This window comes from Saccharothrix carnea (assembly GCF_003014735.1).
In the GTDB taxonomy this organism is placed as follows: Bacteria; Actinomycetota; Actinomycetes; order Mycobacteriales; family Pseudonocardiaceae; genus Actinosynnema; species Actinosynnema carneum.
On record NZ_PYAX01000001.1, the window covers coordinates 572,994 to 596,805 of the forward strand.

18 protein-coding genes are annotated in these 23,812 nt (G+C 71.9%); 11 read left to right on the forward strand and 7 right to left on the reverse strand.

Translation table 11 applies throughout. From position 1 onward, the window contains the following. Positions 1–6 precede the first annotated feature (6 nt). On the forward strand, positions 7–957 hold the full coding sequence (locus B0I31_RS02815) for a nucleoside hydrolase (RefSeq protein WP_106613671.1): 951 nt from the start codon (positions 7–9) through the stop codon (positions 955–957). Here B0I31_RS02815 and B0I31_RS02820 read toward each other — a convergent pair. The 4 genes from B0I31_RS02820 to B0I31_RS02835 are packed head-to-tail and all read right to left on the reverse strand — an operon-like array spanning position 954 to position 4,642. Then, on the reverse strand, positions 954–2,105 hold the full coding sequence (locus B0I31_RS02820; RefSeq protein WP_106613672.1) for a THUMP-like domain-containing protein: 1,152 nt from the start codon (positions 2,103–2,105) through the stop codon (positions 954–956). The genes B0I31_RS02815 and B0I31_RS02820 overlap by 4 nt on opposite strands. Further along, the gene (locus B0I31_RS02825; protein WP_106613673.1) at positions 2,105–3,058 is read right to left on the reverse strand and encodes a class I SAM-dependent methyltransferase; all 954 of its coding nucleotides are present in this window, start codon (positions 3,056–3,058) and stop codon (positions 2,105–2,107) included. The genes B0I31_RS02820 and B0I31_RS02825 overlap by 1 nt, the downstream gene beginning before the upstream one ends. Further along, on the reverse strand, positions 3,048–3,827 hold the full coding sequence (locus B0I31_RS02830; RefSeq protein WP_106613674.1) for an enoyl-CoA hydratase/isomerase family protein: 780 nt from the start codon (positions 3,825–3,827) through the stop codon (positions 3,048–3,050). Before B0I31_RS02830 ends, B0I31_RS02825 begins: the two co-directional genes overlap by 11 nt. A 38-nt stretch (positions 3,828–3,865) precedes the next feature. Then, positions 3,866–4,642, reverse strand: a complete 777-nt coding sequence (locus B0I31_RS02835; protein WP_106613675.1) for an ABC transporter ATP-binding protein — start codon at positions 4,640–4,642, stop codon at positions 3,866–3,868. Between the two features lie 175 nt (positions 4,643–4,817). On the opposite strand from B0I31_RS02835, the gene glgX reads away from it, so the two are divergent. The 4 genes from glgX (at position 4,818) to B0I31_RS02855 (ending at position 9,426) form a co-directional block, all read left to right on the forward strand. Then, positions 4,818–6,926: a glycogen debranching protein GlgX gene (gene glgX / locus B0I31_RS02840; RefSeq protein ID WP_106613676.1), complete on the forward strand. Its 2,109-nt coding sequence runs from the start codon at positions 4,818–4,820 to the stop codon at positions 6,924–6,926. Between the two features lie 252 nt (positions 6,927–7,178). After that, positions 7,179–7,757, forward strand: a complete 579-nt coding sequence (locus B0I31_RS02845; RefSeq protein ID WP_106613677.1) for a cysteine dioxygenase — start codon at positions 7,179–7,181, stop codon at positions 7,755–7,757. Further along, on the forward strand, positions 7,754–8,140 hold the full coding sequence (locus tag B0I31_RS02850; protein WP_106613678.1) for a rhodanese-like domain-containing protein: 387 nt from the start codon (positions 7,754–7,756) through the stop codon (positions 8,138–8,140). Before B0I31_RS02845 ends, B0I31_RS02850 begins: the two co-directional genes overlap by 4 nt. Positions 8,141–8,256: 116 nt before the next feature. After that, positions 8,257–9,426 (forward strand): hypothetical protein, encoded by a 1,170-nt coding sequence (locus B0I31_RS02855; protein ID WP_245949617.1) that lies wholly within the window; start codon positions 8,257–8,259, stop codon positions 9,424–9,426. A 6-nt stretch (positions 9,427–9,432) separates the two neighbouring features. Here B0I31_RS02855 and B0I31_RS02860 read toward each other — a convergent pair whose 3' ends face one another. Together B0I31_RS02860 and glgP are read right to left on the reverse strand one after the other, a co-directional pair. Next, positions 9,433–9,939: a hypothetical protein gene (locus B0I31_RS02860; RefSeq protein ID WP_106613679.1), complete on the reverse strand. Its 507-nt coding sequence runs from the start codon at positions 9,937–9,939 to the stop codon at positions 9,433–9,435. A 145-nt stretch (positions 9,940–10,084) separates the two neighbouring features. Next, positions 10,085–12,655: an alpha-glucan family phosphorylase gene (gene glgP / locus B0I31_RS02865; protein ID WP_106613680.1), complete on the reverse strand. Its 2,571-nt coding sequence runs from the start codon at positions 12,653–12,655 to the stop codon at positions 10,085–10,087. 398 nt (positions 12,656–13,053) lie between these two features. Here glgP and B0I31_RS02870 point away from each other — a divergent pair, with 398 nt between their 5' ends. From B0I31_RS02870 to B0I31_RS02890, 5 genes are all read left to right on the forward strand, one after another. Beyond that, complete coding sequence (locus B0I31_RS02870; RefSeq protein WP_106613681.1) at positions 13,054–15,030, forward strand: alpha-1,4-glucan--maltose-1-phosphate maltosyltransferase; 1,977 nt, start codon at positions 13,054–13,056, stop codon at positions 15,028–15,030. Positions 15,031–15,154: 124 nt separating this feature from the next. After that, on the forward strand, positions 15,155–16,966 hold the full coding sequence (gene treS / locus B0I31_RS02875; protein ID WP_106613682.1) for a maltose alpha-D-glucosyltransferase: 1,812 nt from the start codon (positions 15,155–15,157) through the stop codon (positions 16,964–16,966). A 5-nt stretch (positions 16,967–16,971) separates the two neighbouring features. Beyond that, a complete protein-coding gene (locus tag B0I31_RS02880) occupies positions 16,972–18,312 on the forward strand; it encodes a maltokinase N-terminal cap-like domain-containing protein (protein WP_106614012.1) in 1,341 nt (446 codons plus the stop codon). Then, positions 18,309–20,609 (forward strand): 1,4-alpha-glucan branching protein GlgB, encoded by a 2,301-nt coding sequence (gene glgB / locus B0I31_RS02885; protein WP_245949618.1) that lies wholly within the window; start codon positions 18,309–18,311, stop codon positions 20,607–20,609. Before B0I31_RS02880 ends, glgB begins: the two co-directional genes overlap by 4 nt. A 392-nt stretch (positions 20,610–21,001) precedes the next feature. After that, entirely contained in the window at positions 21,002–21,799 is a 798-nt protein-coding gene (locus B0I31_RS02890; RefSeq protein WP_106613683.1) for a class I SAM-dependent methyltransferase, read from the forward strand. On the opposite strand, the gene B0I31_RS02895 is transcribed toward B0I31_RS02890, so the two are convergent. Next, on the reverse strand, positions 21,783–22,499 hold the full coding sequence (locus tag B0I31_RS02895; protein ID WP_106613684.1) for an ArsR/SmtB family transcription factor: 717 nt from the start codon (positions 22,497–22,499) through the stop codon (positions 21,783–21,785). The genes B0I31_RS02890 and B0I31_RS02895 overlap by 17 nt on opposite strands. Before the next feature lie 102 nt (positions 22,500–22,601). On the opposite strand from B0I31_RS02895, the gene B0I31_RS02900 reads away from it, so the two are divergent. Beyond that, positions 22,602–23,789, forward strand: a complete 1,188-nt coding sequence (locus B0I31_RS02900; RefSeq protein ID WP_106613685.1) for an MFS transporter — start codon at positions 22,602–22,604, stop codon at positions 23,787–23,789. Positions 23,790–23,812: the final 23 nt, after the last annotated feature.

Sequence of the window (23,812 nt, forward strand, 5' to 3'; positions counted from 1 at the left end):
GGGCCCGTGCGCACTCCGTTGATCATCGACACCGACCCTGGCGTGGACGACGCGTTCGCCCTCGCCGTCGCCGCCGCCAGCCCCGAGGTCGAGCTGATCGGGGTGACCACGGTCTTCGGCAACGTCTCGCTGGAGAACACCACCCGCAACGCCCTGCGGCTGCTGGCGCTGCTCGGCCGCGACGACGTGCCGGTGGGCGTGGGCGCGTCCCGACCGTTGGTCCACCCCCACCCGCACCTGTCCAGCGCACACGGCTCGGACGGCCTCTCCGGGTACGCCGACACGCTGCCCGAAGCCACCCGCGGCCCGGACGCGCGTGACGCCGTCACGCTCCTGCGCGAACTCCTCGAACAGGCAGCCCGACCCGTCACGATCGTGCCCATCGGCCCGCTCACCAACATCGCCCTGCTGCTGGCCGCGCACCCGGACCTCAAGCCGAAGATCGGCAGGCTCGTCGTCATGGGCGGCGGTGTCGGTGGCGGCAACGTCACCGCCACGGCCGAGTTCAACGTCTGGAGCGACCCCGAGGCCGCCCGCCGCGTGCTGGTCGAGGAGGACGTGCCGACGACGCTGGTCCCGATGGACCTCACCCGCCGGTGCGCGGTCAGCGCCGAGTGGCTGGACGCGCTGGCGAAGACGTCCGCCGTCGCCGCCACGCTGGTCGGCCTCACGCCGTCCTACCTGGAGACCTACCGGCGGTTCCTCGGCTGGGACGGCATGGCGGTGCACGACGCGGTCGCGGTGGCCGAGGCCGTGCGGCCGGGGATCCTCAGCGGCACCCCGTTCCCGGTGGACGTCGACTGCTCGTTCGGCCCGAACCGGGGCGCGCTCGTGGTCGACCAACGCCTCGAAGTGGACGCGCCGAAGACCCTCGACATCACGATGGACGCCGACCTCGACGGCCTGCGCGCGTTCCTGTTCGAAAGGCTGGCGGGCCTGGCGGGCCTGGCGGGCTAGGTGCGCTCGGCGTGCGCGAGCAGGTAGACGGGACGGCGGCCGATGCGGGTCAACACCACGGTCGCCTCGCCCGAACCGGACAGCTTCAGCCTCGGCCGCAACGCGTTCGGGTCCACGTCCAGCCCGCGCACCAGGACCTCCAGCCGCCCCACGTCGTGCGCGCGCAGCACGGACCGCAACGCCTTCTCGCTGTAGTGCCCGTGCTCCACCACCCGGAACGCGCGCACGCCCGGCGGCGGCACCGGCCCGGTCAGGTAGGCGATCCGCTCGTCCAGCTGCGCCAGCCCGTGCCGTGCCGCGTAGTGCCGCACCAGCCCGGCCCGCACCACCGCGCCGTCCGGGTCGACCAGCCACTCGGCCGGCTCGCTCACCCCGCAGTCGTCCGGCTCGGCGGAGGTGATCGTCCACTCCGGACCGTCCGACCGCAGCACGGTCGCCCGCCGCGTCACCCCCGGCGTGGCCAGGCCGCGCGTCCACAGGCACGCCTCGCGCACCTGCCCGTCCAACGACACCAGCTCGACCTCGTCCGCCCACGGCGCGACCGCGAAGTCCACGCCCGGCGCGCACTTCACCGCCAGGTCACGCGCGGCGTAGGCGTCGGCCAGCTCGTCCAGCGGCGGCGCGAAGTCCGAGGGGTGCCACGTGCGCCGCCCGCTCGCGTCCCGCCGGGCCGGGTCCGCGAGCACCGCCGTGCCACGCGACACCGGCCGCAACGCGTCGGCCCGCACCAGCGGCACCGCGTCGCCCAGGTTGTGCCGCGCCATCGCCAGCCGCACCGGGTCGAGGTCCGACCCGACCGAGCCCTCCGGCAACGCCGCGAGGTCCGCGCCGATCGAGCACGTCACGTCGTGCGCGGGTCCGGTGAACCGACGCGCCCGGTGCACCGCCACGGGGTGCGCGGTGGCCTGCTGCACCGCGTCGGAGGTGAACAACCCGTCGGCGAAAGCGACCTTCGCCACTGCCTTGCGCCGGAGCAGCAACGTCTCCAGCACCGCCGCGAAGTGCGTCGGCGAGACCTGCCTGGCCCGGTTCACGTCGGCCAGCCGCGACGCGGGCGTCAACGGCAGGTCGGCCAGCGCCGACAACGCGGCGCACCCGGCGTCCGAACGCAGGTACGCCACGTCGTCGAGGCTGAACGCGTAGGCCACTAGAGCGGCTTGCGGCCCGTCACGGACACGTTGTAGAACAACTCGCGCGGCAGCACCTTGGCCAGCACGTTCTCGTCCACCCAGGACAGCCGCTGCCAGGTCTTGTAGGCGAACATCGCCCAGCCGAAGCCCAGCTTCTCGCGCGGCACGGCGGCCTCGAACGTGCGCACCGGCCAGCCGAACAGCGCCGCCGACAGCTCCTCGGTCACCGCACGCACCCCGACCGCGCCGGCACCGCGAGCCGTCCGCTCCAGGTCACCCGGGTCGAACGTGTGCAGGTCCACCACGGCCTCCAGCGCCGCCGCGCGCGAGGACTCGTCCAGCTCCTCCTGCGGCCGGCGCCAGTCGTTGAGCGGGCCGAGCTTGGTCACGTTCGTGGTCAGCCACCAGGTGAGCCGGCCGAGCTTGCGGGCGTAGAAGTTGCCCACGTTCGTCGGGTCGCCCGCGAACACGAACTTGCCGCCCGGCTTGAGCACCCTCAGCACCTCGCGCATGGCGGCGGGCACGTCCGGGATGTGGTGCAGCACCGCGTGCCCCACCACCAGGTCGAACGTGTCGTCGTCGTACGGTATGCGCTCGGCGTCGGCCACCCGGCCGTCCACCGGCAGCCCCAGCTGGTCGGCGTTGCGCAGCGCCACCTCGACCATGCCCGGCGACAGGTCGGTGACCGAGCCGCGCTTGATCAAGTCGCCCTGCATCAGGTTGAGCAGGAAGAACCCGGTGCCGCAGCCCAGCTCCAGCGCGTGCTCGTACGGCCCGGTGTCACCCGCGACAGCCCGGAACCGGTCCTTGGCGTAGGTGATGCAGCGCTCGTCGTAGGAGATCGACCACTTCTCGTCGTACGTGCCGGCTTCCCAGTCGTGGTAGAGCACGTTGGCGAGCTTGGGGTCCTTGTACGCCGCCTCGATATCCTCGGCGGTGGCGTGCGGGTTCGGCTTGGGATCAACGGCCACTGAACTTCGCCTTCCCCGGGCCGTTCTCGATGAACGACGCCATGCCGGTCTTCTGGTCCTCGGTGGCGAACATCGCGGCGAACAGCTGGCTCTCCAGCTTCAGCCCGCTGCCCAGGTCGGTGTCCAGCCCGCCGTCGATCGCGGCCTTCGCGGCGGCGTACGCGCGCACCGGGCCGTTGACGAACCGGCCGGCCCACCGCTTCGCCGCCTCGTAGACGTCGTCCGGTGCCACGACCTCGTCCACCATGCCGATCCGCAACGCCTCCTCGGCGCCGACGAACCGGCCGGTGTAGATCAGGTCCTTGGCCCGCGACGGCCCGATCAGCCGCGGCAGGCGCTGGGTGCCGCCCATGCCGGGGATCACGCCGAGCAGGATCTCCGGCTGTCCGACCTTGGCGTTGTCGCCCGCGATCCGCCGGTCCGCGCACAGCGCCAGCTCGAACCCGCCGCCCAGGGCGTAGCCGGTGATGGCGGCCACGGTCGGCTTCGGGATCTCCTCCACCGCGCGCAACGCCGACGTGAACGCGCCCGCGCGGGCCGCCATCTCGGCATAGGACAGCTCGGCCATCTCCTTGATGTCCGCACCCGCCGCGAACACCTTCGGACCGCCGTACACGATCACCGAGTAGACGTCGGCCCGGTCGGTCGCCTCCAGCGCGGCGGACCGGATCTCCTCCTGGACCTGCCGGTTGAGCGCGTTCATCGGCGGGCGGTCCAGCCGGATGGTGCCGATCCCGTCCTCGACTTCGAGCCTCACGAACTCAGCCACGCGGTCCTCCTCGACCTGACGTCGGTGCGCCTCGCAGGTTACCCCTGGGTAGTTTTGCGCCGGGCGAAGTACCTGTCACCCGACCGCTGGAGCTCCAACGGCTGGTCGAACGTCTTCGACAGGTTCTCCTCGGTCAGCACGTCGTCCAGCAGGCCCTGCGCCACGATGCCGCCGTCACGCAGCAGCAGCGCGTGCGTGAAACCGGGCGGGATCTCCTCCACGTGGTGCGTGACCAGCACGATCGCCGGCGCGTCCGGGTCGAGCGCCAGCTCCGACAGCCGGGCCACCAGGTCCTCGCGACCGCCCAGGTCGAGGCCCGCCGCCGGCTCGTCCAGCAGCAGCATCTCGGGGTCGGTCATCAACGCCCGGGAGATCAGCGTGCGCTTGCGCTCACCCTCGGACAACGTGCCGTAGGTGCGGTCGGCCAGGTGCTCGATGCCCATCGTGGCCAGCAGCTCCTTGGCACGGCCGGTGTCGAGCTTGTCGTACTCCTCGCGCCAGCGGCCCAGCACCGCGTACCCGGCGCTGACCACCAGGTCGACCACCTTCTCGTCGGCCGGGATGCGCCCGTTCAACGCCGACGAGGACAGCCCGATCCGGGGCCGCAACTCGGCCACGTCGGTCCGGCCGATCCGCTCGCCGAGCAGGTGCACCTTGCCCTTGGTCGGGTGCAGCTCCGCGCCGGCCAGCCTCAGCAGCGTGGTCTTGCCCGCCCCGTTCGGGCCGAGCACGACCCAGCGCTCGTCCAGCTCCACGCTCCAGTCGACGTCCCCGACCAGCGTGGTCTTGCCACGTCGAACCGAAACACCCTGCATGTGGATGACCAGATCTTCGTTTTCCACGCCTGCCCTCGCCCCGTCGGTGCATCGCCGCCGCCATTGTTCTGCACCCCCTTCCGCCGGTGGTCCGGTGGGGGGAGGTATGGGCGGGGTCGGTGAACCTCAGCGCGCTCATCCCACACGGGGCGCGTGTGCTGGAAAGATCGGGGACATGGCTGCCGACTCGATCCTGCTCGCGGGCCGACCGTTCCCCCTCGGGGCTCACCCCGAGGCCGGAGGTGTGCGCTTCGCGGTCTCGGCGCCGCCCGCTGACGCCGTCGAAGTGTGCCTGATCAGCGAAGACGGCACCGAGGAACGGGTGGAGCTGACCGAGCGCACGTTCGGTGTGTGGCACGGGCTGATCTCCGGCGTCACGCCCGGCCAGCGGTACGGCTACCGCGTGCACGGCCCGTACGACCCGTCCCGGGGCCTGCGGTGCAACCCGGCGAAGCTGTTGGTCGACCCGTATGCGACGCGGATCACGGGGACTCTTTCCGACCTGGACGCGGCGCTGGGCTACGTGGGCGACCCGATGCTCGGCGGGCCGTCGCCGGTCGACTCGCTGGGCAGCGTGCCGCTGTCCGTGGTCACCTCGCCCGGTGGGCCGGACACGGGCGTGAAGCCGGAGGTGCCGTTCGAGGAGGCGGTGGTCTACGAGCTGCACGTGCGGGGCTTCACCCGGCAGCACCCGGCCGTGCCCGAGCACCAGCGCGGCACCTACCTGGGGCTGGCGCACCCGGCCGTGCTGGAGCACCTGACGCGGCTCGGCGTGACGTCGGTGGAGCTGCTGCCCGTGCACGCGTTCGTGGACGAGCCGTCGCTGATCCGCGAAGGCAGGCACAACTACTGGGGCTACTCGCCGCTGAGCTACTTCGCGCCGCACCCCGCCTACGCCAGCGAGCCGGGCCGGGAGGTGGAGGAGTTCCGCACGATGGTGGCGGCCCTGCACAACGCCGAGATCGAAGTGATCATCGACGTGGTGTTCAACCACACGTGCGAGGGCGGGCCGGAGGGCCCCACGCTGTCCTACCGGGGCTTCGACGCGCCCGGCTACTACCTGCACATCGACGGCGGCGGCACGCTCGACATCACCGGCTGCGGCAACACCACCGAGGCCGGATCGCCGCAGTTCGTCCGGCTGGTGACCGACTCGCTGCGGTACTGGGCCACCGAGATGGGCGTGGACGGGTTCCGGTTCGACCTCGCGTCCACGCTGGGCAGGCCGGGCGGCGGGCGGTTCGACCGGGCGTCGGCGATGCTGACCGCGATCACCCAGGACCCCGTGCTGTCGCGGTGCAAGCTGATCGCGGAGCCGTGGGACGCGACCGGCGACGGCTACCGGGTGGGTGACTTCGGCGTGCAGTGGGCCGAGTGGAACGGCCGGTACCGCGACACCGTGCGCGACTTCTGGCGCGGCATGACCAGCGTGCGCGACCTGGCGTACCGGCTGTCCGGCTCGTCCGACCTGTACGCCGACGACCTGCGGCGACCGTGGCAGTCGGTCAACTTCATCACCGCGCACGACGGGTTCACGCTGCGCGACCTCGTGTCGTACAACGAGAAGCACAACCTGGCCAACGGCGAGGACAACCGCGACGGCACCAACGACAACCGGTCGTGGAACTGCGGTGTCGAGGGCGAGACCGACGATCCCGAGGTGCTGGCGCTGCGGGCACGGCAGGCGCGCAACCTGTTCGCCACGCTGATGCTGTCCACCGGCACGCCGATGCTCACCGCCGGTGACGAGCAGTGGCGCACGCAGGGCGGCAACAACAACGCGTACTGCCTGGACGACGAGACGTCGTGGGTCGACTGGAAGCTCGCCGGCGAGGGTGAGGCGATGCTGGCGTTCGCCCGGCGGGTGATCGGGGTGCGCCGCGCGTCACCGGCGTTGCGGCAGCCGCAGTTCTTCGACGGCCGCACCACCGCGTCCGGCGCGCCCGACCTGGTGTGGTTCCGGCCGGACGGCGAGGAGATGGCCGAGACCGACTGGTTCGACGAGGGGCGTCGGTTCCTGGGCATGTGGATCGACGGGTCGAACAGCCTGTCGCGCTCCCGTGACGGCGAACTGGTGTCGGACGACTCGTGGCTGCTGCTCGTGCAGGCGGGCGCGGACCCGATCGAGGTCACCCTGCCGGGGCCCGAGTACGGCGGGCGCTACGAGCCGACGATCGACTCCACCACCGCAGACGGCACGCCCGCGCTGGAGGGCGACCTGGCGGCCGGTGCGACCGTCGTGCTGGAGGGCCGCTCGCTGTTGCTGCTGCGCGTGCCGAACTGAACTGTCGGAACTGTCGGATCCCGAGGCAATCCTGCCTGGTGAGAGCGCTGCCCGCGGATCGCGGATCCGTGGCACGATGCCGGCGTGGCCCGCCCGTTGCTGACCTGGTGCGACCGCACGATCGACCTCCTGCTGGTGGCGTCGTGCGGGTGTAGCCGGACGCGACGTGGCCGGTCCCGCTCATCGGGTTGACGCCGCGTCGCGTCTTGATCGCTACCCCGCCCGAACCGTAGCCATCAGGAGCGACCAACCGTGACCGCGACGATCGCGCGCGCCGACCTGCACCCGAAGCTGGACGTGCGGTTCCTGCGCGACATCATCCACCCCGAACGCGACCTGTGGACGCCGCGCGAGCTGCGTGAGCTGACCTCGACCGTGGCCGCCGAGCTGACCACCCCGTTGCTGGACATCCTCCGGTTCGACCCGGACCGCCGCTGGTGGGCGCGGCTCGGGCTGACCGAGGGCGTCGAGCTGTGGCTGCTGAGCTGGCTGCCCGGTCAGGGCACCGAGCCGCACGACCACGGCGGCGCGGCGGGCTCGTTCACCGTGCTCACCGGCGAGCTGGCGGAGGACTACCGCTACCCCGGTGGGCCGATCCGCAGTGCCTCGCGGCCCGTGGGCAGCGCGCTGGGGTTCGGTGCCGGACGTGCGCACCAGGTGGTGAACCGGGGTGCCGCGGGCGCGGCGAGCGTGCACGCCTACTCCCCGCCGCTGGTGCCGACCCGGGAGTACCGCAGCCTCGCCGACATCCCGCAGGAGATCGAGCCGTTGCCCGCCCGGCGGCTGCCGTTGGAGCAGCTGCGCGTTCTGGCCGACCAGGAGGGCCCGTGAGTGCCGAGGAGTTGCTGGAGGAGGCGCGCCGGTCGTTGAGCCGGGTGTCGCCGGAGGAGCTGGCCGGGTTGCCGGACGTGCTCGTGGTCGACATCCGACCGCACCACAACCGTGCGGCGGAGGGTGAGATCCCCGGCTCGATCCCGGTGGAGCGGATCGTGCTGGAGTGGCGGCTGGACCCGGGCGGCGAGCACCGGATCCCCGGCTTCACCGCCGACACCACCGTGGTCGTGCTGTGCAACGAGGGTTACGCCTCCAGCCTGGCCGCCCGCGACCTGCAACGCGTGGGCCTGCCCCGCGCCACCGACCTCGTCGGCGGCTTCCGCGCCTACGCCGCCGCCGGCCTCCCCGTCCGCCCGGGCGCCACCCAAGCCGTCACCTAGCCCGTCCCGAGCGTTCAACTCGGGGTACCGGAACGTAGGACACGCGCGAGTCGTACGTTCAGCGCCCGTGTGTCCTACGTTCGGAACGACCGTGTCCTACGTTCAGGACCCCCGAGTTGAACGTTCGGGAACCGCGGGCGCGGTGGTCGCGTCTCCTGGTCGTGTGGAAAGTGCTGACCGGGCTGGCCCTGGTCGTCCTCGTGGTCTGGCGGCCGGGTGTCGCGACGTTCGGCGGGGCCGCGGTCGGGGCGTGGGCGTTGCACGCGGTGCTTCAGCTCGGGCTGCTGGTGGGCGCGCTGGTGTTCCGGGTGCGGGTGTCGCTGGTCGAGATCGGCGTCGGCGGTGAGATCCGCACGTGGACGCGGCCCCAGCAGCGGGTGGTCTGGCGGACGATCCCGCTGCTGATGTCGGTCGGCCTCACGTCGATCAAGGCGCCGGTCCGCCGTCGCCTGTGGTTCACCGGCCTCACGGCGGCGGTGCTGTCCACGGCCGTCGTGGTGGTGGTCTGGCTCGGCGCGCTGGTCTGGTCGGACGCCGACCAGCCGTTCCTGCGCGGTTTCGCCGTCGCGGCCACGGCGGTGCTGGTCAACGGCCTGTGGCCGCGACGCGGCGCGGGCACCACCTCACCCGGCTGGTTCCTGTTCGGCCTGCCCCGCGCGTCGGCCCGCACGACCGCGGAGTACGAGGCGACGCCGCTGCTCAACGAGGTGACCGACGCGCTGGCGGTCGGCGACCTCGACCGGGCCGAGGCCATCGCCGACGAACTGGTCGAACGCCACCCCACGCTGCTGGTCGCGATCGGCGCGCGGACCGCCGTGCTCACCTTGCGCGCCCAGTACGGCGAGGCGTTGCACCTGATCAGCCGCCTGGTGGGCCGCAGCGACCTGGAACCGCGCGACATGGCGTTCGTCCTGGCGGCGATGGCCAGCTCCACCGCCAACGCCGTCGAGGGCGGCCAACTGCCCGCGGAGGTCGGCGTGCCCGCCGCGAGACGAGCCGCAGACGGTGCGATGAGCCTCGGCTACCCGCGCTACCGCTGCACGGGCACGTTGGCGCAACTGGCCCTGATCGAGGAGGACCACGCCGCCGCCCTCACCCTCGCCACGCAGGCCAAGGCCACCAGCGAGACCGGGCTGGCCCGCGCCGACGCCCTCGCCACGATCGCCCGCGCGCAGATGGCGGCCGGTGACAACGCGGCGGCACGCGCGACCCTGGTCGAGGCACAACAGCTCGCCGGCTGGATGCCCCGGGTCGCGGAAACCACGGCCCGGCTCAACATCTCCTGACCAGCGCTACGCGGGCGGATTCGGCATGGTCGGCATCCCGTCTGGCGGCGCGGGCAGTCCGCACGTCTGCACCGCGTCGGCCACCGCCTTCAACCACGCCTGCACCTCACCGCGCAGCTTCCCCGGGTCCGGCGCCACCGCACCGGGCACGACCTTGCTCAGCACGCTGAACAGCCCGGCGAACACCGCCATGGCCTGGGACAGGCACAGCTCCGGCCCGTGCGCCCGGACTTCCGCCGGAGCGGACGTCGGCGGCGTGGGCAGGCACTTCGCCGCCGTCATCGCCACCAGCAACCGGAGCACGTCACCCAGCGGCGCGGCGACCTTGTCCGGTGCGGGCGGGTTCGCGGCCAACGGCTCGATGGCCTTCTTCAGCGTGTCCGCGAGCTGGGTGACCAGTCCCGCGCACGCGGCGGGAGGTTCCGCCGAGTGCCGTTGTGCCGACGCGGCCGGGATGACGGCCACGGCGAGCACCACGGCGAGCACCGTGCCGATCGTCGCGAATTTCCTCACGCCGCAAAGCGTAGGCACGAACACCCCGGCACCTCGCGGCGAACGAGCCGAGTTCACCCGACGGTAGAAAACCCGGGAGAAAGGGTGAAACTACGCCGAACCGGATGACCGCCGGTCACGTCGACGGTCATCCGGTCGAGCGGTGTCAGCCCGCCAGCACGACCCGGCCGAGTTCCGCGGGTGACGCGAGCAGGTCGTGCCGCGGCAACACGCGCACCGTGTAGCCGACCGCGCCCGCGTGCGGCAGCGGCACCTCGATCTCGTAGTTGCCGTTGCCCGCGTAACGCATCCCGTGCGTGACCACGTCGTACAGCTCGTCGGAGTCGCCGACCCGGCCCAGCGCCACCTGCACGTCCACTTCGGACGGTTCCAGCCCGGCCAGCTCCACCCGCGCCCGCACGCCGACCGGCGCGCCGAGCTTCGGCGTGGCCGACCCGTTCAGCGACATCTCCGAGTCCAGCACCCGCACCCGCGTCCACGACGCCCGCAGCCGCTGCCGGTACGCGGCCAGCTCCTTCGCGCCCCGGAAACCCTCGCCGACCACCGAGGAGGCCGACGACGCGGCGGGCGCGTACAGCTTCTCCACGTACTCGCGCACCATCCGCGACGCCTGCACGGCCGGGCCGAGCGACGCCAGCGTGTGCCGCACCATGGCCAGCCACCGGGTCGGCACGCCGTCCTCACCGCGGTCGTAGAACAGCGGCGCGACCTGGCTGCCGAGCAGGTCGTACAGCGCGGCGGCCTCCAGGTCGTCCCGCCGGGTCGGGTCCGTGACGCCGTCCGCGGTCGGGATGGCCCAGCCGTTGCTGCCGTCGTACAGCTCGTCCCACCAGCCGTCGCGGATCGACAGGTTCAGCCCGCCGTTCAACGCCGACTTCATGCCGGACGTGCCGCACGCCTCCAGCGGGCGCATCGGGTTGTTCAGCCACACGTCGCAGCCCCAGTACAGGTACCGGGCCATGGACATGTCGTAGTCGGGCAGGAACACGATCCGGTGCCGCACGCCCGCGTCGTCGGCGAACCGCACGATCTGCTGGATCAACGCCTTGCCGCCGTCGTCGGCCGGGTGCGACTTGCCCGCCACGACCAGCTGCACCGGCCGTTCGGGGTGCAGCAGCAGCGCGCGCAACCGGTCCGCGTCACGCAGCATCAGCGTGAGCCGCTTGTAGGTCGGCACGCGGCGGGCGAAGCCCACGGTCAGCACGTCCGGGTCGAACACCGAGTCGGTCCAGCCCAGCTCCAGCGCCGACGCGCCGCGCTGCAGCCACGACGCGCGGGTGCGGCGGCGGACCTCGTCGACGAGCTTGGCGCGCAGGTCGTTGCGCAGCTCCCACAGCCGCTGGTCGGTGACCGGCTCGAACCCGTGCAGGCCGACGCCGGAGTCCTCCGTGTCGCCGACGAGCCTGCTCATCTCGGTCGCCGCCCAGGTCGGGCCGTGCACGCCGTTGGTGACCGAGCCGATCGGCACCTCCGAGGCGTCGAACCCGGGCCACAGGGCGCGGAACATGTCCCGGCTGACCGTGCCGTGCAGCTTGGAGACGCCGTTGGCGCGCTGCGCGAGCCGCAGGCCCATGTGCGCCATGTTGAACAGGCCGGGGTTGTCCTCGGCGCCCAGCGCGAGGATGCGCTGGGTGTTCACGCCCGGCAGCAGCGTCTCGGCGCCGAAGTAGTGCTGCACCAGGTCGACGGGGAACCGGTCGATGCCCGCCGGGACCGGCGTGTGCGTGGTGAACACCGTGCCCGCGCGGACCGCCGCCAACGCCTGGTCGAAGTCCAGGCCCTCGCCGGTGACCAGTTCGCGGATGCGTTCCAGGCCGAGGAAGCCCGCGTGGCCCTCGTTGGTGTGGAACACCTCGGGCGCGGGGTGGCCGGTCAGGTCGCAGTACGTGCGCACGGCGCGGACGCCGCCGACGCCGGCCAGGATCTCCTGCCGGATGCGGTGGTCCTGGTCGCCGCCGTACAGGCGGTCGGTGACGCCGCGCAGGTCCTCGTCGTTCTCCTCCACGTCGGAGTCGAGCAGCAGCAGCGGGATGCGGCCGACCTGTGCCTTCCACACCTTGGCCCGCAGCACCCGGTCGCCGGGCATGGCGACGTGCACCAGGATCGGCGCGCCGGACGGCTCGGTGAGCAGCTCCAGCGGCAGGCCGCGCGGGTCGAGGACCGGGTAGTGCTCGATCTGCCAGCCGTCCAGGGACAGCGCCTGGCGGAAGTAGCCGGACCGGTAGAGCAGGCCGACCGCGATCAGCGGCACGCCCAGGTCGGAGGCCGCCTTGAGGTGGTCGCCCGCCAGCACGCCGAGGCCGCCGGAGTAGTTCGGCAGCGCCTCCGTGACGCCGAACTCCATCGAGAAGTAGGCGATGGCGTTCGGCAGGGGGTGCGGGTCGTGGTGGCCGTGCTCGCGGCGCTGCGCGATCTCGTCCTGGCGGCGCTGGAACCAGCGGGGTCCGGTGGTGTAGCGGTGCAGGTCGTCGGCCAGGGCGCGGGCGTGCGCGAGGAACTGCTCGTCACGGGAGAGCGCTTCGAGGCGTTCGGGCGCGACCACGGACAGCAGCCGCAACGGGTCGCCGCTCTCGGCCCACGACTCGGGGTCGACCGACGCGAACAGGTCCTGGGTGGGCTGGTGCCACGTCCAGCGCAGGTTCGTGGCGAGGGTGCCCAGGGCCGCCAGCGGCTCGGGCAGACTGGCTCGGACGGTGAACCGGCGAAGTGCTCGCATGGCGTCGGACCTTATCCCCCATCCAGCGGTGCGGGACAACGGTCACCCGAACCGATGCAGGGACCGATCCAGCCCCACCAGCGGAAACGGCGCGCCGCAAGTTATTTCGGCCACAGTGCGCAAACGGCACCACGGCTGCCGCTGCGTGACGACGACGGCGATCACCACCACGACCGTGTGATCAAAGATCGCCCGATCGGTCCCGGCGTGGCTTGACGCGAGAGCTGATCACGACCTGGGAATCTGCTCTTCCATCGCGGGACGGACGCCACCGCCAAGTGTGCAATCCAACCAGAAGGGGTAGGAACAGCAGGTACGGGTCCCGGTGACGGCTGGTCCGATCACTGCGGGCAGACTTGCACGTGCACGCGTCACACCAGGTGAGAGGGGCGCTGCCGATGAGCGGACGACTCGGAATCGACGAGGTCTCCCCGACCGTGAGCGGCGGTCGCTACCCGGCGAAGGCCGTGGTGGGCGAACACGTCCCGGTCGAGGCCACGGTGTGGCGCGAGGGCCACGACGCCGTGGCCGCCACGGTCGTGTGGCGGGGCCCGAACGACCGGGTCGCCAGACAAACCCGGATGGTGCCGCGGGGCGTGGGCCTGGACCGCTGGGCCGCCACGATCGTGCCGGACGGGGAGGGCGCCTGGACGTTCCGCGTGGACGCCTGGAGCGACCCCTGGAGCACCTGGCAGCACGCCGTCGAGGTGAAGATCGCCGCCGGCCAGAGCGCCGACGACCTGGCGAACGACCTGGAAACCGGCGCGCTGCTGCTCGACCGGGTCAGCCGCCGCCCGGACCGGCGCAAGGACAAGCCGCTGCTGGTCAACGCGGCCACCGCGCTGCGCGACGAGCACCGCCCCCTCGCCGAGCGGGTCGCGCCCGCGCTGGCGGGCGACGTCCGGCGGATCATGCACGACCACCCGGTCCGCGAGCTGATCACCAAGGGCAAGCCGCAGAAGGTGTGGGTCGACCGCAAGCGGGCGGCGTTCGGGTCCTGGTACGAGTTCTTCCCCCGCAGCACGGGCGGCGTGGACGAGTCGGGCGTGCCGGTGCACGGCACGTTCGTCACCGCGGCCAAGGAGCTGGACCGCGTCGCGGCCATGGGCTTCGACGTCGCCTACCTGCCCCCGATCCACCCGATCGGGAGGGTGAACCGCAAGGGCCCGAACAACACGCTCACCGCCACCGAGGACGACCCCGGCTCGACCTGGGCCATCGGCGCGGACGAGGGCGGGCACGACGCGATCCACCCCGAGCTGGGCACGATCGAGGACTTCGACGCGTTCGTGGCCCGCGCCCGCGAGCTGAACCTCGAAGTGGCGCTCGACCTGGCGCTGCAGTGCGCACCCGACCACCCGTGGGTGCTGAAGAACCCCGAGTGGTTCACCACCCGGCCGGACGGCTCGATCGCCTACGCGGAGAACCCGCCGAAGAAGTACCAGGACATCTACCCGGTCAACTTCGACAACGACCCGCAGGGCATCTACAACGAGGTGCTGCGCGTCGTGCTGCACTGGGTGGACCACGGGGTGCGGATCTTCCGGGTCGACAACCCGCACACCAAGCCGCCGGACTTCTGGGCGTGGCTGATCTGGGCGGTCAAGGACCGCCACCCGGACGTGCTGTTCCTGTCCGAGGCCTTCACCCGGCCGGCCCGCCTGTACGGCCTGGCCAAGCTCGGCTTCACGCAGAGCTACACCTACTTCACCTGGCGCACGACCAAGGAGGAGCTGACCGAGTTCGGCACCGAACTGGTCGAGCACTGGGACGAAGCGCGGCCCAACCTGTTCGTGAACACCCCCGACATCCTGCACGAATCGCTGCAGCACGGCGGTCCGGGCATGTTCGCGCTGCGCGCGGCGCTGGCGGCGACGATGGCGCCGACCTGGGGCGTGTACTCGGGCTACGAGCTGTTCGAGCACGAAGCCGTGCGTCCGGGCAGCGAGGAGTACCTGAACTCGGAGAAGTACCAGCTCCGTCCCCGCGACTACGCGGCGGCGGTGGCCGAGGGACGGTCGCTGGAACCGTGGTTGCGCAAGCTGAACGCGATCCGCCGGGCGCACCCGGCGCTGCAGCAGATGCGAACACTCCGGTTCCACCACGTCGACAACCCGGCGTTGATCGCCTACTCCAAGCAGGACCCGGGCACCGGCGACACGGTCGTCGTCGTGGTCAACCTGGATCCGCACACCGCGCAGGACGGCACCGTCTGGCTGGACCTGCCCGCGCTCGGCGTCGACTGGCACGAGCGGCTGATCGCGCACGACGAGGTGTCCGGGGAGACCTGGGACTGGGGTCAGGCCAACTACGTCCGCCTGGAACCCTGGCGCGCCGCGGCGCACGTCGTGAGCGTCCAACGCAGGTTCTCCTAGGGCACGGTTCAGCAGCTAGCGAACAACTCAGCCCGGTCCCCTTTTACCGAGCCCCCGTGCCCGCCGAAGAGCACGAGGGGCGACCGAACGCACCCCCAATGAGGTGGGACGAGGTGGAGCACACATGCAAGAAGAGGCCCGACCCGACGCCGCGCTGGTAGGCCTGGAGAACGTGCCGCACACCGGCGAGGCCATCGGCGCCGACGGCCTGCTGGTCGAACCGCAGGCCGAGGACTTCCGGTCGGCCAAGCTCGTGCCGCGCGAGCGCGACTGGTTCAAGGGCGCGGTGTTCTACGAGGTGCTCGTGCGCGCGTTCAGCGACTCGAACGGCGACGGCACCGGTGACCTGCGGGGCCTGGCGTCCCGGCTGGACTACCTGGAATGGCTCGGCGTCGACTGCCTGTGGCTGCCGCCGTTCTACGCCTCGCCGCTGCGCGACGGCGGCTACGACATCTCCGACTTCCGCGCGGTGCTGCCGGAGTTCGGCTCGGTCGAGGACTTCGTGTACCTGCTGGACGAGGCGCACCGGCGCGGCATCCGGGTGATCACCGACCTGGTGCTCAACCACACCAGCGACGCGCACCCGTGGTTCCAGCAGTCGCGCACCGACCCGGACGGCCCCTACGGCGACTACTACGTGTGGAGCGACGACGACCAGCGCTACGCGGACGCGCGGATCATCTTCGTCGACACCGAGTCGTCCAACTGGACCTACGACCCGGTGCGCGGCCAGTTCTACTGGCACCGGTTCTTCTCCCACCAACCCGACCTGAACTTCGAGAACCCGCACGTCCAGGAAGCCATGCTGGACACGCTGCGGTTCTGGCTCGACCTGGGCATCGACGGGTTCCGGCTCGACGCCGTGCCGTACCTGTTCGAGTCGGAGGGCACGAACTGCGAGAACCTGCCGCGCACGCACGACTTCCTCAAGCGCTGCCGCAAGGTCGTGGACGACGAGTACCCGGGCCGGGTGCTGCTCGCGGAGGCCAACCAGTGGCCGTCCGACGTGGTCGAGTACTTCGGCAACCCCGAGGTCGGCGGCGACGAGTGCCACATGGCGTTCCACTTCCCGCTGATGCCGCGCATCTTCATGGCCGTGCGGCGGGAGTCGCGGTTCCCGATCTCGGAGATCCTGGCGCAGACGCCGCAGATCCCGGACGGCTGCCAGTGGGGCATCTTCCTGCGCAACCACGACGAGTTGACGCTGGAGATGGTCACCGACGAAGAGCGCGACTACATGTACGCGGAGTACGCCAAGGACCCGCGGATGAAGGCGAACATCGGCATCAGACGACGCCTGGCGCCGCTGCTGGAGAACGACCGCAACCAGCAGGAGCTGTTCACCGCGATGCTGCTGTCGCTGCCCGGCTCGCCGGTCCTGTACTACGGCGACGAGATCGGCATGGGCGACAACATCTGGCTGGGTGACCGCGACGCGGTGCGCACGCCGATGCAGTGGACACCGGACCGCAACGCGGGGTTCTCCAGCTGCGACCCGGGACGGATCTACCTGCCGGTGATCATGGACCCGGTGTACGGCTACCAGGCGCTCAACGTCGAGGCCCAGCTGAACAACCAGTCGTCGCTGCTGCACTGGACCCGGCGGATGATCGAGGTGCGCAAGCAGCACCACGCGTTCGCCGAGGGCGACTTCACCGACCTGGGCGGCTCCAACCCGAGCGTGCTGGCCTACCGGCGGCGGTGGCTGCGACCGGACGGCCACGAGGACGTGGTGCTGTGCGTGAACAACCTGTCGCGGTTCCCGCAGCCGGTCGAGCTGGACCTGTCGGAGCACCACGGCAGCAGGCCCGTGGAGCTGACCGGCGGAGTGGTGTTCCCCACCGTGGGTGACCTGCCCTACCTGCTGACCCTGCCCGGTCACGGCTTCTACTGGTTCCAGCTAGTGGAAGCCGGCGACGACAGCGAGCCGAGGTGATGGACGTGACCGAACCGCACGACCTGGTCGACAAGGTGATGGCCGAGCTGCCCGAGTGGTTGCCCGCGCAGCGGTGGTTCGGCGGCAAGGACCGCCCGGTCACCTCGATCCGACCGCTGCGCACGGCGGTGCTGCGGGCCGAGGAGCCGGTGCTGGTGCACCTGGTGGTGGAGGTCGAGCAGCCGGACCGGCGCGAGCCGTACCAGCTGCTGGTCACCGACCACGTGGACAACTACGACGCGACGCACGTGCCGGAGCTGACCGGCGCGCTGCTCGACCTGATCGCCGAGGGCGCCGAGATCGAGGGCCTGCGGTTCGCGCACGAGCCTGACGTGGAGCTGCAGACCGGGCTGCGCGGCAGGCCGATCACGTCCGAGCAGTCCAACACCTCGATCGTGTTCGGCAGCCAGTACATCCTCAAGCTGTTCCGCAAGCTGACCTACGGCGACAACCCGGACCTGGTGCTGCACCGGGCGTTGCGCCAGGTCGGGTGCGAGCACATCGCCCAGCCGCTCGGGTCGATCACCGGCAGGCTGGACGGCCAGACCACGACCGTCGGCATGTTGCAGCAGTTCATGCCGGACGCGGTGGACGGCTGGGCGATGGCCACCACGAGCGTGCGGGACCTGATGGCCGAGGCCGACCTGCACGCCGACGAGGTGGGCGGCGACTTCGCGGGCGAGGCGCAGCGGCTCGGACAGGCCGTGGCCACCGTGCACGCGGACCTCGAGCGCGCACTCGGCACGCAGCACGCGGACGCCGAGGACATCGAGCGGACCGTGCGGGCGATGGTGTCGCGGCTGGACGAGGTGGTCGCCGCGGTGCCCGAGCTGCGGCCGTACGTGCCCGCGTTGCGGGAGGCGTTCGAGCAGGCCAGGGACACCCCGGACGCGGTGGCCGTGCAGCACATCCACGGCGACCTGCACCTCGGCCAGGTGCTGCGGACCGTGCAGGGCTGGCTGCTGATCGACTTCGAGGGCGAGCCCGGTTCGCCGATCGCCGAGCGGACCGAGCTGCGCTCACCGTTGCGCGACGTCGCGGGGATGCTGCGATCCTTCGACTACGCGGCCCACCAGCTCCTGGTCGGCCAGCCGGAGGACAACCAGCTGACCGTGCGGGCGCTGGAGTGGGCGCGGCGCAACCGCGCGGCGTTCACCGAGGGCTACGCGGAGGCGGCGTCGGAGTCGGTCGGCGACCCGCGCAAGCGCGGCCACCTGCTGCGGGCGTTCGAGCTGGACAAGGCCGTGTACGAGGTCGCGTACGAGCACGCGAACAGGCCGGAGTGGTTGACGGTCCCGTTGTCGTCGATCGCGCGGATCACTGGAGAGGGAGCGGTGCAGTCATGATCTCGCCCGAGGACGTCGACCGGTTGCTGGCCGGGGCGCACCACGACCCGCACTCGGTGCTCGGCGTGCACCACGTCCCCGAGGGCGTGGTCGCGCGGGCGCTGCGGCCGGGGGCGACCGCGGTGGCCGTGATCGCGGGTGACAAGCGCTTCGAGCTGGACCGGGTCACCGACGGGTTGTTCGAGGGCGAGCTGCCCGAGCACCCGGCGGGCGACTACCACCTGGAGGTCGAGTACGGCGACGACGTCGTCGAGGTGGACGACCCGTACCGGTGGCTGCCGACTGTCGGCGAGCTGGACCTGCACCTGATCGGCGAGGGTCGGCACGAACGGCTGTGGGACGTGCTGGGCGCGCGGGTGCGCACCTACGACACGCCCAACGGCACCGTCTCGGGTGTCTCGTTCGCGGTGTGGGCCCCGACCGCGCGCGGTGTGCGGGTGTGCGGCGACTTCGACGGCTGGGACGGGCGGGCGAACCCGATGCGGTCGCTGGGCTCGTCCGGGGTGTGGGAGGTCTTCATCCCCGGCATCACGGAGGGCACCCGGTACAAGTTCCGCATCCTCGGCCGGGACGGCGGGTGGCACGAGAAGGCCGACCCGATGGCGTTCGCGACCGAGACACCGCCCGCGACGGCGTCGGTCGTCACCCGGTCCGCGCACGAGTGGGGTGACGCGGAGTGGGAGGCCAAGCGCGACGCCACGCAGTGGATCAACGCGCCGATGAGCGTGTACGAGGTGCACCTGGGCTCGTGGAAGCCCGGGTTGGGGTACCGGGAGCTGGCCGACGAGCTGGCGGACTACGTGGTCGGCGCCGGGTTCACGCACGTGGAGCTGATGCCGGTGGCCGAGCACCCGTTCGGCGGGTCGTGGGGCTACCAGGTGACGTCGTACTACGCGCCGACCTCGCGGTTCGGCTCGCCGGACGACTTCCGGCACTTCGTGGACGTGCTGCACCAGCGCGGCGTCGGCGTGATCATGGACTGGGTGCCCGCCCACTTCCCGAAGGACTCCTGGGCGTTGGCCCGGTTCGACGGCAGCGCGCTCTACGAGCACGAGGACCCGCGCCGCGGTGAGCACCCCGACTGGGGCACGCTGGTGTTCGACTTCGGGCGCAACGAGGTGCGCAACTTCCTGGTCGCCAACGCCCTGTACTGGATCGAGGAGTTCCACATCGACGGCCTGCGGGTCGACGCGGTGGCCTCGATGCTGTACCTGGACTACTCGCGGCAGGAAGGGCAGTGGCTGCCCAACCAGTACGGCGGCCGGGAGAACCTCGACGCGGTGCGGTTCCTGCAGGAGCTGAACGCGACCGTCTACAAGCGCCACCCCGGTGTGGTGATGGTGGCCGAGGAGTCGACGGCGTGGCCGGGCGTGTCGCGGCCGACGCACCTGGGCGGCCTCGGGTTCGGGTTCAAGTGGAACATGGGCTGGATGCACGACTCGCTGCACTACCTGTCGCGCGAGCCCATCCACCGGTCGTTCCACCACAACGAGATCACGTTCTCGCTGGTGTACGCGTGGAGCGAGAACTTCGTGCTGCCGCTGTCGCACGACGAGGTCGTGCACGGCAAGGGGTCGCTGTGGCAGCGGATGCCCGGTGACGACTGGAACAAGGCCGCGGGGCTGCGGTCGCTGCTGGCGTTCATGTGGGCGCACCCGGGCAAGCAGCTGCTGTTCATGGGCGGCGAGTTCGGGCAGCGGGAGGAGTGGTCGGAGGGCCGGTCGCTGGACTGGCACCTGCTGGAGTCGCCGCTGCACAGCGGCCTGCATAGGCTGATCGGCGACCTGAACCGGGTGTACAAGGGCTCGCCCGCGTTGTACAGCGCGGACAACCGTCCCGAGGGGTTCTCGTGGATCGACGCGAACGACTCGGCGGGCAACGTGCTGAGCTTCCTGCGGATCGGTGAGGACGGCTCGGTGCTCGCGTGCGTGGCCAACTTCGCCGGCATGCCGCACCACGACTACCGGGTGGGCCTGCCGGTCGCCGGCCGGTGGCGCGAGGTGGTGAACACGGACTCGGAGGTCTACGGCGGGTCCGGTGTCGGCAACTTCGGCGTGGTCGAGGCCGAGGACCACCCGTGGCACGGCCGCCCGGCCTCGGCGGTCCTGCAACTACCGCCGGCGGGCGTCCTCTGGCTGGCACCGGAAACCCCGATGCCCACCACCACCGTCACCAGCGCCGACACCGTCGAGGCCGCCGCCGACCCGACCAGTGTCACCGGCAGCCTCGATACCGCCTCGGCCCCGACCGACGTCACCGACCCGACCCCGGACCGGACCGCGCTGGACAACACCTGACCGGCCTAGCGCCGCGCTTCGCGGGGGTCCCCGCCCAGGGGACCCCCGCTTTTACCCTGCCACAGGGGTACGACAGCGCGGTGGCGCCGGCACGTGGTCTGTGGACAACTCCGGGGCCGCGCCGTACCGCGGAACGGGAACGGTGTCGCCGACCGGCCCTGCCTGCCACGCTGCGGATGCCCGAGTTTCTCCGAGCCGCTCTTGCCCGAGCGAGCAACGCGGGAGCCGCGGAGGGGTGAACGAGACCGCGCATGAACCGCGAGAGGTGGCCGGGATGAGCGGCGGCCCACGGAGGAGGGGACGCTGCTGCGGCGGGTTCGGGTGGGAACTGGGTGCACGTCGGTTCGGTGTTCGGGCCGACGCCGTGGGGTCGCCCTGCCATGCTGAGCCCCATGGCGGACGAGGTGTGGGCGGTCGGCGAGGCGTACGAGGCTTACGTCGGGCGTTGGAGCGCGCCGGTGGCGCGGCGGTTCCTCCGCCTGTTGGACGTGCCGGCCGGGCGGCGGTGGTTGGACGTCGGTTGCGGGACGGGGGCGTTGACGACGGCGGTGTTGGAGGTGGCGCAGCCGGTCGAGGTCGTCGGGGTCGACCCGTCCGAGGGGTTCCTTGCCACGGCGAAGCACCGGGTCGCCGACCCGCGCACGGCCTTCCACGTGGGTGACGCCCGGTCGTTGCCGCTGCCCGACGACACGTTCGACGCCGTGGTCAGCGGGCTCGCGCTCAACTTCGTGCCGGACCCGGTGCGGGCGCTGGCCGAGTGCACGAGGGTCGCCGCGCCCGGCGGTGTGGTCGCCGCCTACGTCTGGGACTACGCCGAGGGCATGGCGACCACCCGGCACTTCTGGGACGCCGCCACCGCCCTCGACCCCGCCGCGACGACGCTGGACGAGGGCAGGCGCTTCCCGATCTGCCGACCCGAACCGCTGCGGGCGCTGTGGCACGACGCCGGGCTGGGCTCGGTGCGCGTGGACGCGTTGGAGGTGCCCACCGTGTTCGCCGACTTCGACGACTTCTGGCGCCCGTTCCTCGGCGGCCAGGGACCGGCGCCCGGCTACACCGCGTCGCTGCCCGAGGACCGGCGCCGCGCCCTCCGCGACCTGCTCCGCACCCGCCTGCCCACCGACCCGGACGGCTCCATCCGGCTCGCCGCGCGGGCGTGGGCGGTGCGGGGCGTCACGTCGCCGGTGTGAAGCCCGGCAGCAGCACGGGCAGGCGTTCGACGCCCCGTGCGGTGACCAGGAGTTCCCTGGTGCCCTCCTGACGGCGCACCAGGTCGTCCGCCACGAACGCGTCCAGCACGAGCCGGCCGAGGTCGCCGCCCAGGTGCGGCACGCGGTGCGTGCGGTCCAGGCACGCCAGCGCCAGGCGGCGGCGCGGCGCGACGGCGTCCGGGTCGACACCGAGGCGGTGCAACGCGGTCAGGTCGGCGCCCAGCGCGAGTTCGCCGGTGCGCCCGTCGGGCGGGTCGAGCGCACCGCCGTCGACCAGGGTGGCGAACACGGCGATGCCCAGGCGGCCGGCCGCGTGGTCGTAGCACGTGTGCGCGACGTCGACCGGCGATGACGTGCGCGGTGGCGTGGCGAGACCGTCGTGGTGGGCGTAACGGGCCAGTGCGGTGAGGACGTCGGCGATCTCCGGTCGGGTGACGCGGTAGACGGCGTGCCGGCCGGTGTGCTCGACCGTGACGAGGCCCGCCGCGCGCAGTCGGGCCAGGTGGTTGCCCAGGCGCGGCGGCGTGACGCCCATGGCGTCGGCGAGCTGCACCATCGTGTGCGGGCCCTCGGCGGCGAGCAGTTGCAGCGCCGTGAGCCGGACCGGGTCGGACAGCTCGCGCGCCAGCCCGACGACCGACGCCTGGACGGCGTTGCCGGAGTCGATCCATCCCGCCACACGTCCACGCTAGCACCCTGCACAATGCCGTGAACCCCGATTGCGACTCACCACAGCGCCCGTTACGGTGACAGTTCACGGAGCCGTGAAGGGTGAATGCCGATGGGTCTACTGCTGTGGGGACGCGGTGTCTCGGCGCTCGGCGACGGCCTGTGGTTCACCACGTGGGCGCTCTTCTTCACCCGAGTCCTCGGGTTGCCGCTGGTCACGGTCGGTGTCGTGATGGCGGTGGCCGGGGCGGCCGGCTTGCTGGCGGCGGTGCCGCTCGGCGCGTTGGCCGACCGCTTCGACCCGAGGGTGGTGCTGGCCGCGATCACCCTCGTGCGGGCCGTGGCCATGGCGTCCTACCTGGTCGTGGACGGCACGTGGGCGTTCCTCGCGGCCACGGTGGCGTTCACCGCACCCGCCAACGGCGGCAACGCCGTGCGCACCGCGTTGGTCGCGGGTCTGGTGGCCGACAACGCGGCCAGGCTGCGGGCGTTGGCGCGGTTGCGGGTGGCGCAGCACGTCGGCTACGCGATCGGGGCCGGGGTCGGCGCGCTCGTGCTGACCGCCGACAGCCCGTCCGCCTACGCGTGGGCGATCACCGGCAACGCGCTCACCTTCGCCGTGCTGGCCGTGACGGCGCTCGCCGTGCGGAAACCGTCGATCAGCGCCACGCCCCGGGCACGTGTCGTGTTGCGCGACCGCCCGTACCTGGCCGTCGTCGGGGTCACCTCGGTCCTGTCGCTGTGCTGGGCGATGCTGTCGACCGGCCTGCCGCTGTGGCTGTCCCGGTCCACGGACCTGCCGCTCGCGCTGGGCGGTGTGGTGGTGGTCGTCAGCTCGGTGGGCATCGCCGTGTTCCAGGTGCCGTTCGCGCGGTTCGCCCGCACGCCGTCCCGAGCGGCACGCACGGCCGTGCGATCCGGGGTCGTGCTGGCCGCGAGCTGCGCTTTGCTCGCCACCACGGCGGGCGGTTCGGGTGCGGTGGGCGTGACGGTCGTGGTGGTCGCGGCGGTGCTGCACGTGGTCGGCGAACTCGGTTACGTGGCGGCGAACTGGGGCCTGTCGGTGGAACTGATGCGTGACGACGCGCGGGGCGCGTACCAAGGGGTGAACGAGGCGGCGACGGCCACCGTGCAGCTGTTCGGGCCGGCCGTCTTCACGTTCGCGCTCGGCGGGTTCGGCGCGGGCGGCTGGTTGGCCGTGGCGGTGATCTTCCTGGTCGCGGTCGCGCCCGTGCCCGCGCTGACCCGGTGGGCGACGCGAACCCGTGATCCGGCGGTGCCGTCGAACACGAACCCGTAGGGGTTCCCGGCAGGCACAATGGG

What these genes read in the sequence shown, in the direction of transcription:
- B0I31_RS02835 (WP_106613675.1), bottom strand. Translation starts at nt 4,642, where the DNA reads ATGCAGGGTGTTTCGGTTCGACGTGGCAAGACCACGCTGGTCGGGGAC.
- glgX (WP_106613676.1), top strand. Translation starts at nt 4,818, where the DNA reads ATGGCTGCCGACTCGATCCTGCTCGCGGGCCGACCGTTCCCCCTCGGG.
- B0I31_RS02890 (WP_106613683.1), top strand. Translation starts at nt 21,002, where the DNA reads ATGGCGGACGAGGTGTGGGCGGTCGGCGAGGCGTACGAGGCTTACGTC.
- B0I31_RS02900 (WP_106613685.1), top strand. Translation starts at nt 22,602, where the DNA reads ATGGGTCTACTGCTGTGGGGACGCGGTGTCTCGGCGCTCGGCGACGGC.
- glgP (WP_106613680.1), bottom strand. Translation starts at nt 12,655, where the DNA reads ATGCGAGCACTTCGCCGGTTCACCGTCCGAGCCAGTCTGCCCGAGCCG.
- B0I31_RS02870 (WP_106613681.1), top strand. Translation starts at nt 13,054, where the DNA reads ATGAGCGGACGACTCGGAATCGACGAGGTCTCCCCGACCGTGAGCGGC.
- glgB (WP_245949618.1), top strand. Translation starts at nt 18,309, where the DNA reads ATGATCTCGCCCGAGGACGTCGACCGGTTGCTGGCCGGGGCGCACCAC.
- treS (WP_106613682.1), top strand. Translation starts at nt 15,155, where the DNA reads ATGCAAGAAGAGGCCCGACCCGACGCCGCGCTGGTAGGCCTGGAGAAC.